The sequence below is a fragment of the Blautia sp. HA3515 genome, assembly GCF_059933065.1.
On record NZ_JAYFUY010000031.1, the window covers coordinates 1 to 6405 of the forward strand.

General features: G+C 35.2%; 4 protein-coding genes and 1 pseudogene. 2 read left to right on the forward strand and 3 right to left on the reverse strand.

What is annotated here, in order from left to right; genetic code table 11:
* Positions 1-414 precede the first annotated feature (414 nt).
* Both R1Y93_RS01965 and R1Y93_RS01970 read left to right on the forward strand, forming a co-directional pair.
* Positions 415-789: a BlaI/MecI/CopY family transcriptional regulator gene (locus R1Y93_RS01965; protein WP_500821440.1), complete on the forward strand. Its 375-nt coding sequence runs from the start codon at positions 415-417 to the stop codon at positions 787-789.
* Between the two features lie 385 nt (positions 790-1174).
* The gene (locus R1Y93_RS01970; protein ID WP_500821436.1) at positions 1175-2707 is read left to right on the forward strand and encodes a BlaR1 family beta-lactam sensor/signal transducer; all 1533 of its coding nucleotides are present in this window, start codon (positions 1175-1177) and stop codon (positions 2705-2707) included.
* Here R1Y93_RS01970 and R1Y93_RS01975 read toward each other — a convergent pair.
* The 3 genes and pseudogenes from R1Y93_RS01975 to R1Y93_RS01985 form a co-directional block, all read right to left on the reverse strand.
* Positions 2625-3872, reverse strand: coding sequence for a DUF6070 family protein (locus R1Y93_RS01975; RefSeq protein WP_500821437.1), 1248 nt, complete (start codon positions 3870-3872; stop codon positions 2625-2627). The two genes, R1Y93_RS01970 and R1Y93_RS01975, sit on opposite strands and share 83 nt — an antisense overlap.
* Positions 3859-5016 (reverse strand): DUF6070 family protein, encoded by a 1158-nt coding sequence (locus R1Y93_RS01980; protein ID WP_500821439.1) that lies wholly within the window; start codon positions 5014-5016, stop codon positions 3859-3861. The genes R1Y93_RS01975 and R1Y93_RS01980 overlap by 14 nt, the downstream gene beginning before the upstream one ends.
* A 40-nt stretch (positions 5017-5056) precedes the next feature.
* Positions 5057-6405, reverse strand: a pseudogene (locus R1Y93_RS01985) (penicillin-binding transpeptidase domain-containing protein); the annotation flags it as partial.

Below are 6405 nucleotides of genomic sequence, written 5' to 3' on the forward strand. Positions count from 1 at the left end.
CAGAATAGGGTTCATTCCATGACACAGATCAGATAAACCATTTCTTTTCCAAATATTCTCCCTGGACGTTTTTGCCAAAAGTAAGTAAAATATCATATTCATATTTTGAAAGATGAACATCACTATCATTCTTTTTAACAATTCGTCTCCTGCGGAATATAATTTTCAATACTTCTTCAAACCTTATAATTTTCGGTATCAATTGGTTTTTATGTTCCGAGCTCAGTCAATATATTTTCACTTATGCTTCCATTAGCATCTGTGAATCCTGTGAATAATTTCTATCTTTTTCACGTTTATTGCCTCTACATTATTAATTTTATATTCTATATATCATCTGCCATTCGACTTTTTTCTTCTACAAGTAATATAATATATTTATTACATATGTAGGATTTCTAGCAGGAGGATTTTATTATGTCACTACCCCAAATTTCAGAAGCCGAATTTGAAGTTATGAAAATTGTATGGAAATATGCTCCCATCAATACAAATGAGATTACAGAAAAACTTACTCAAACTACTAGTTGGAGTCCAAAAACAATCCAAACTCTTATTAAGAGACTTGTTTCCAAAAAAGCTCTTTCCTACGAAAAACAAAGCCGGATATTTGTCTATACTCCATTAGTCCAAGAAGATGAATATATACGACAGGAAAGCAATTCTTTTTTAAAGCAATATTATAATGGAAATCTTTCTTCTATGCTGGCTTCTTACCTTGAAGACGATAAGCTCTCTTCAAGAGAAATTGATAACTTACGCTATCTATTAGCAAAACATCAGAAATAGGGGGTTTAAATGAGCGACTGGAGCATCCACTTTTTAATCAGTAATATCTTGATATGTATTTTTACACTTGTAATAATCGGAACAAAAAAGCTTCTGAAAAAATATTTATCCGCAGCTACACAGTACCATCTCTGGTTTCTTTTATTTTTATTACTTGCTGTGCCATTTTTCCCTGTACAGATCCATGGCTCACAACTTTTTTCATGGTTACATTTTTTTCATACTGACTCAGGACTTAACTCTGGTACCGATACGCTATCCAAACTTACCAGTAATACACAAAATAATTTATTAAACCAGGTGAATGATTTTTCAGTTTCCATCAGTAGTCGATTTTCTGGAGGCTTGAATACCAGTACTCTTTCTAATATGGATAATGGGTGTTATGATTATGTCAGTTCTCACCCTTCATTCATTAAACTATGTACGTTCCATAAAAAGATCTGCTCTCCCGCTTCAAAATCAGCAGGTAAAAACTATTTATTACGATTGTTTAAAGGAACTAAAAATCTCTCACCAAGTACCAGTCTACAGTACTGCATTTTTAAAATCACCAGTTTTGATCGGAATAATACATCCCAGGATTTACATTCCAATCCATTTAATTTCTGAACTGAATCCTGATGATATGCGTTTTATGCTGCTACACGAATTACAGCATTACCGCCACAAAGATACATTAATTGGCTTCCTCATGGTCATAAGCAATATTCTCTACTGGTTTAACCCTTTTATTTGGTATGCTTTAAAAGAAATTCACTGTGACCGTGAACTAGCCTGTGATTCTGCTGTATTGCAGATGATTTCTACTGACGAATACCAGGCTTATGGAATGACACTGATTAATTTTGCAGAGAAACTGTCCTCGTTTTCCTCTCCACTAGCAGTTGGAATGTCTGGAAATTTCAGGCAGATGAAACGACGTATTCTCAACATCGCTATTTTTAGGAAAGAAACTCTTTATCAAAAAATGAGAGCATTGATAATTTATCTGGTCATTAGTGCTGTTTTTATTGGATGTACACCCATTTTATCCATCGGTGCCTCTACGCAAGACGTATATCATTTTCATGATACAGACAAAAATATCTCTCTGCTAGATGTATCAGCGATCTTTGGATCATATGATGGATCATTTGTTTTGTATGACAATCATTTGGATTCCTGGAAAATATATAATCTTGAAGAAGCCAACAAACGTATTCCACCAGATTCTACCTACAAAATATACGATGCATTATTAGGGTTAGAATCCGGAATCATCACACCAGAACACTCTTCCATGGCATGGAATGGTGATGCCTTTCCTTTTCCATCCTGGGAAGCTGATCAGGATTTAAACTCTGCTATGCAAAATTCCGTTAACTGGTATTTCCAGGCAATTGATTCGCAGCTCGGAATTAACAGAGTCCAGGGATTTTTGAATAAAATAGAATATGGAAACCAGACAACCAGTTCAAATCTGGATTTATACTGGTCCGATTTTTCATTAAAAATCTCGCCTTTAGAGCAAGTAACATTATTGAAAAAATTTAACACAAATGAATTCCATCTAAATTCCCAAAATGTATTTTCTGTTAAAAATGCTATAAAAATTGCCAGTACACCTAATGGTAATTTCTACGGAAAAACTGGAACCGGTCGTGTCAACGGACAGGATATCAACGGCTGGTTTATCGGATATGTAGAAACTTCCGATAACAGCTATTATTTTGCAACCAATATCCAAAGTGATTCTAATGCAACTGGCAAAAAAGCATTTGAAATCACTTCTGATATACTTAAAAAAATTACATATATGGAATTAACAAATATGAAAGGGCTGATAGTTGTTATCAGTTCTTTCTTTTTATTCTATATTGATATTTGGGAACTTCTTTCGTACCATTATTCAGAATTTTATTCCCCATATATTTAAAACTCTTATCATCGTTGAACTTAACAGTCAGCTCACTTGTAATAACGGCATCATTACATATAAATGTATCACATACAGCATCAACAACCAGCACATTGTTTCCCTCTCCGCTATCTCTTATTTCAACGACCTCCGGTAAAGATGTTCCAAAATAAGTAGGGCTATAATTTAAACAACCTAATCGTTCCCAGTCATAAGTTTGATGTTCCGAATCAAATACTGCCCATTTTTTAATTTGCTCCGCTGTTATCGGCAAAAACTCCATTATCAGATTTTCAAACTCTTCTGCCGGAATTCCACTTGAGTTACCTGAAAACTCATATCTCTCCCCGTATTTCATTCGATATAAATATTCATATAAACCATTATAATCTAACCCTTCCATATCAGATCTATCCCAATCAGAACATAAAAGATTATTCCCCTGATATCCAAGCAAATACACACACCTCTTTGAAACTTCCCTGCATTCATCACTTAAAGGTTTAATTCTTATCATAGAACTGCCATCAACCGCTTCTGATACTTCCGGATATTTTGGAACACATAGCGTATAACCAAACCAGCCTTTTTCTGTATATTTCCATTCTTCTATCCTTGTATACGAAACATATACAATAGATGGATTGTCGTTCATACCCCAAACAGCTTTCACAGCCAGCAAATACATATCTGTCCCATCATAATTGAATTTGAGTCTTTCTATCCCACCATCCCTGTTAATCCTATATAAGACGATATCTCCTGTCAGATCCTGTTCTGCCCTGAAAAGAAATTCTTCCATTTTAGAATAATTAGCCATATTTGAATACGGTGCTGATGTAATAACGGGGACATTTTTTTCCTTTAATACTTCCTGCATTTCTTCCATTACTGTCTCAGAAACTACTATATTCGATGAAGTTCCTTTATCCGCCTTTTGATAAATGGCTTTCATCTGATTCATAACATTCTTACAATCTTCAATAGCTTCTTCTTTCACGACTTCATCTGCTGGCAAATCATATCCTCTTTCTTGTACAGCATAATTCGCAGTTTCCTGTGAAATATATTCTAAATCAGCCCCTTTACATTTTGTATTTCCTATGAAAAAGCATCCCAAAATAAATAAAACACTCACCATCTTTTTCAGTTTTCTTTTTGTACTCATATCAATTATCTCCATAACATTCCTCCCACTTTTCGTCTGATAATCTTTCCGTATACCAGGTAACCTCTATTTCTGACCTTGATACATAATTGGATACATATTGAAATCTATCTTTATCTAACAGCCGAATGGTTACGCTATGACAAAACGCCTGATCTAATTCTTTTTGTGGCCATACCGCACTTACTTCCAGTGTTATTGTTCCATCTTGATTTTCTATGTAGGAAACAACTTCCGGATATGGAATATATGGTGTGGGAGCAAAATCATATACGATTCCTCTGGTTCGATACCGATATGTCTGTGTTTCCGTGTGAAATACCGTTCCTGTCTGCAGTATCTCTGCGCTTATATTAAAATATTTTTGAAATATCGCTTCAAATGATTCTTTTGGGATTTCATAAGTCTTTCCTTCCTTAAATTCATCAGTTTTTTCTTCCATTGAAAGTAAACGGTCAAAAACATCATAAAAATTTATTCCATCATAATTTTTTTCACTCCAATTAGAAGTAAACAATTTATTAAGTGTATATCCAAAAGGAAGTATATATTTTGGATTCAGCTCCCTGCATTTTTTATTTAACGGCACTACCCGAAAGGCCCGATATCCAGACGGTCCATCATATCCAGCCGGATGATATTCTTCCATAAAGAAATACCCATTTTCTGTATATTTCCATGAATTAGCTCTAAACTCATGATAATATGTTTCCTGCCAAGTATCCTCTTTCCATTTAAAAGAGCTTACTTCAACGTCTATTTTCCCCTGTTTGGTTTTCAGATCATACCGAATAAAATGATCTCCTGCTATAACTTGAAATATAGTAGTTTTTCCATTTTTCTCTTTTTCTGCTTTTTTCAAAAAATCATCTACTTTAATACTTTGAACCATATCCAGCTGATTGTAGGAATCAATTACTGCATATCCATATTTTCCAAAATAATCCATACTTTTTTGTATTGTACTCAGCTCATATAGTGCATTTTCTTTCGCAGCATTCTCATATATGCTCTGATAGTCTTCTGCCAGCATTTCACACTCTCTGTAAATTTTTTCTTTCGTATCTTCAATTGTCTTTTTCTGCTCTTTCTTTATGCCACATCCACTACAGACAGCAAGAAAAATAACTCCCCAAAATATTTTCCAAATTTTTTTCATATCATTTTCCTCTTACATTTGTAATATTTAAAGGTAAAAATTATTCATTACCGAGATATTCATCCAGTATCGCCTTATCCTTTTCCACCACATAACCGCTTCCTCCAATATCTTTCACATTCTCTACCATACTGATGAGCAAAATAGGATTCTCTGTATCTCTATCTGTAGTAAAAACTGTAAACCAGCCAATTTCTGTTCCAGATGTATCTTCTTTTGTAGCTTTCAGTTCCGCTGTTCCGGTTTTTCCTGCTAATCTAATGTCTTCCCGGCATGCTCCATAACCAGTTCCTTCCGGGTTATTCACTACACCCTCTAGCCCCTCCATAACCTCCAAAACAATCTGTGGTGAAAAAGCATCTTTTATCCAGATTTCACTGGAAATAGTGCTTCCCCATCCGCGCTGAAGATATGGCTTTATCATATTTCCATCATTTAGAAAAGCCGTATAAATGCTTGCAAGATGCAAAGGATTTACCAGAATCTGTCCCTGTCCATACCCACTGTCAGCAAGCTGGATTTCTGTTTCTATCTTGTCCGTATTAGAATATTGGGACTCTGACATTTTAATATCAAATGGAAGTTCCTGATTAAATCCTATTTGATTTAGAGACTGCATCAGTTGATCCGCACCAATTTTTAATGCTGCTTTTGCAAAATAAATATTATCTGAATAAATAAGCGCATTTTTCAAGATCACAGGTGCATAATCATGAAGTGTAGTCACTGTAGAACCTCCCCACGAGGAATCTTTCTGCCACGCCAGACCCTCATTTCCAAAATCGTCATTTGCAGTAAATGCCCCCACTTTTAATCCAATTGCAGCAATTACAGGTTTAAAAGTTGAGCCTGGACACCATGTCTGGCGAAAGCGGTTGTATAAAGGCCTGTCTTCATTTTCATTTAATGCACTCCACTGGCTGTTGTCCATTCCACGTACAAAATCATTATTATCATAAGATGGCGTACTTACCAACGCCAGTACTTCCCCTGTATAAGGATTCAAGGCTACAGAACATCCTCTGTCTTCTTTAAATTGTTCATAAAGAGTACTTTGAAGATCGCCATCAATCGTAGTATGGATATCTTCTCCATCTTTTTTAGGCTCATATGCAATGACACTTTTTTTATTTCCATTTGCATCTACAATACAGATCTCACACCCATCTGTCCCTTTTAGTTCTTTTTCATAAAGCGTTTCCAGTCCCGTCTTTCCAATCACACTGTTTGTACGATACCCTTCCCCTTTATGTTCCTGCAAATCCTCGGCTGTAACCGCCTGTACATACCCTACCAGATGAGAGGCAGCTTCTTTTAGATAATAAGTTCGTACTTCTGCATCTAGTATAACATAATACCTGGAATCTTCAATAATGTGTCCTGCTTTTC

Excerpts from the sequence above, each read along its gene's own strand:
- R1Y93_RS01975 (WP_500821437.1), bottom strand. The coding sequence starts at position 3,872 with ATGGAGATAATTGATATGAGTACAAAAAGAAAACTGAAAAAGATGGTG.
- R1Y93_RS01970 (WP_500821436.1), top strand. The coding sequence starts at position 1,175 with ATGATTATGTCAGTTCTCACCCTTCATTCATTAAACTATGTACGTTCC.
- R1Y93_RS01980 (WP_500821439.1), bottom strand. The coding sequence starts at position 5,016 with ATGAAAAAAATTTGGAAAATATTTTGGGGAGTTATTTTTCTTGCTGTC.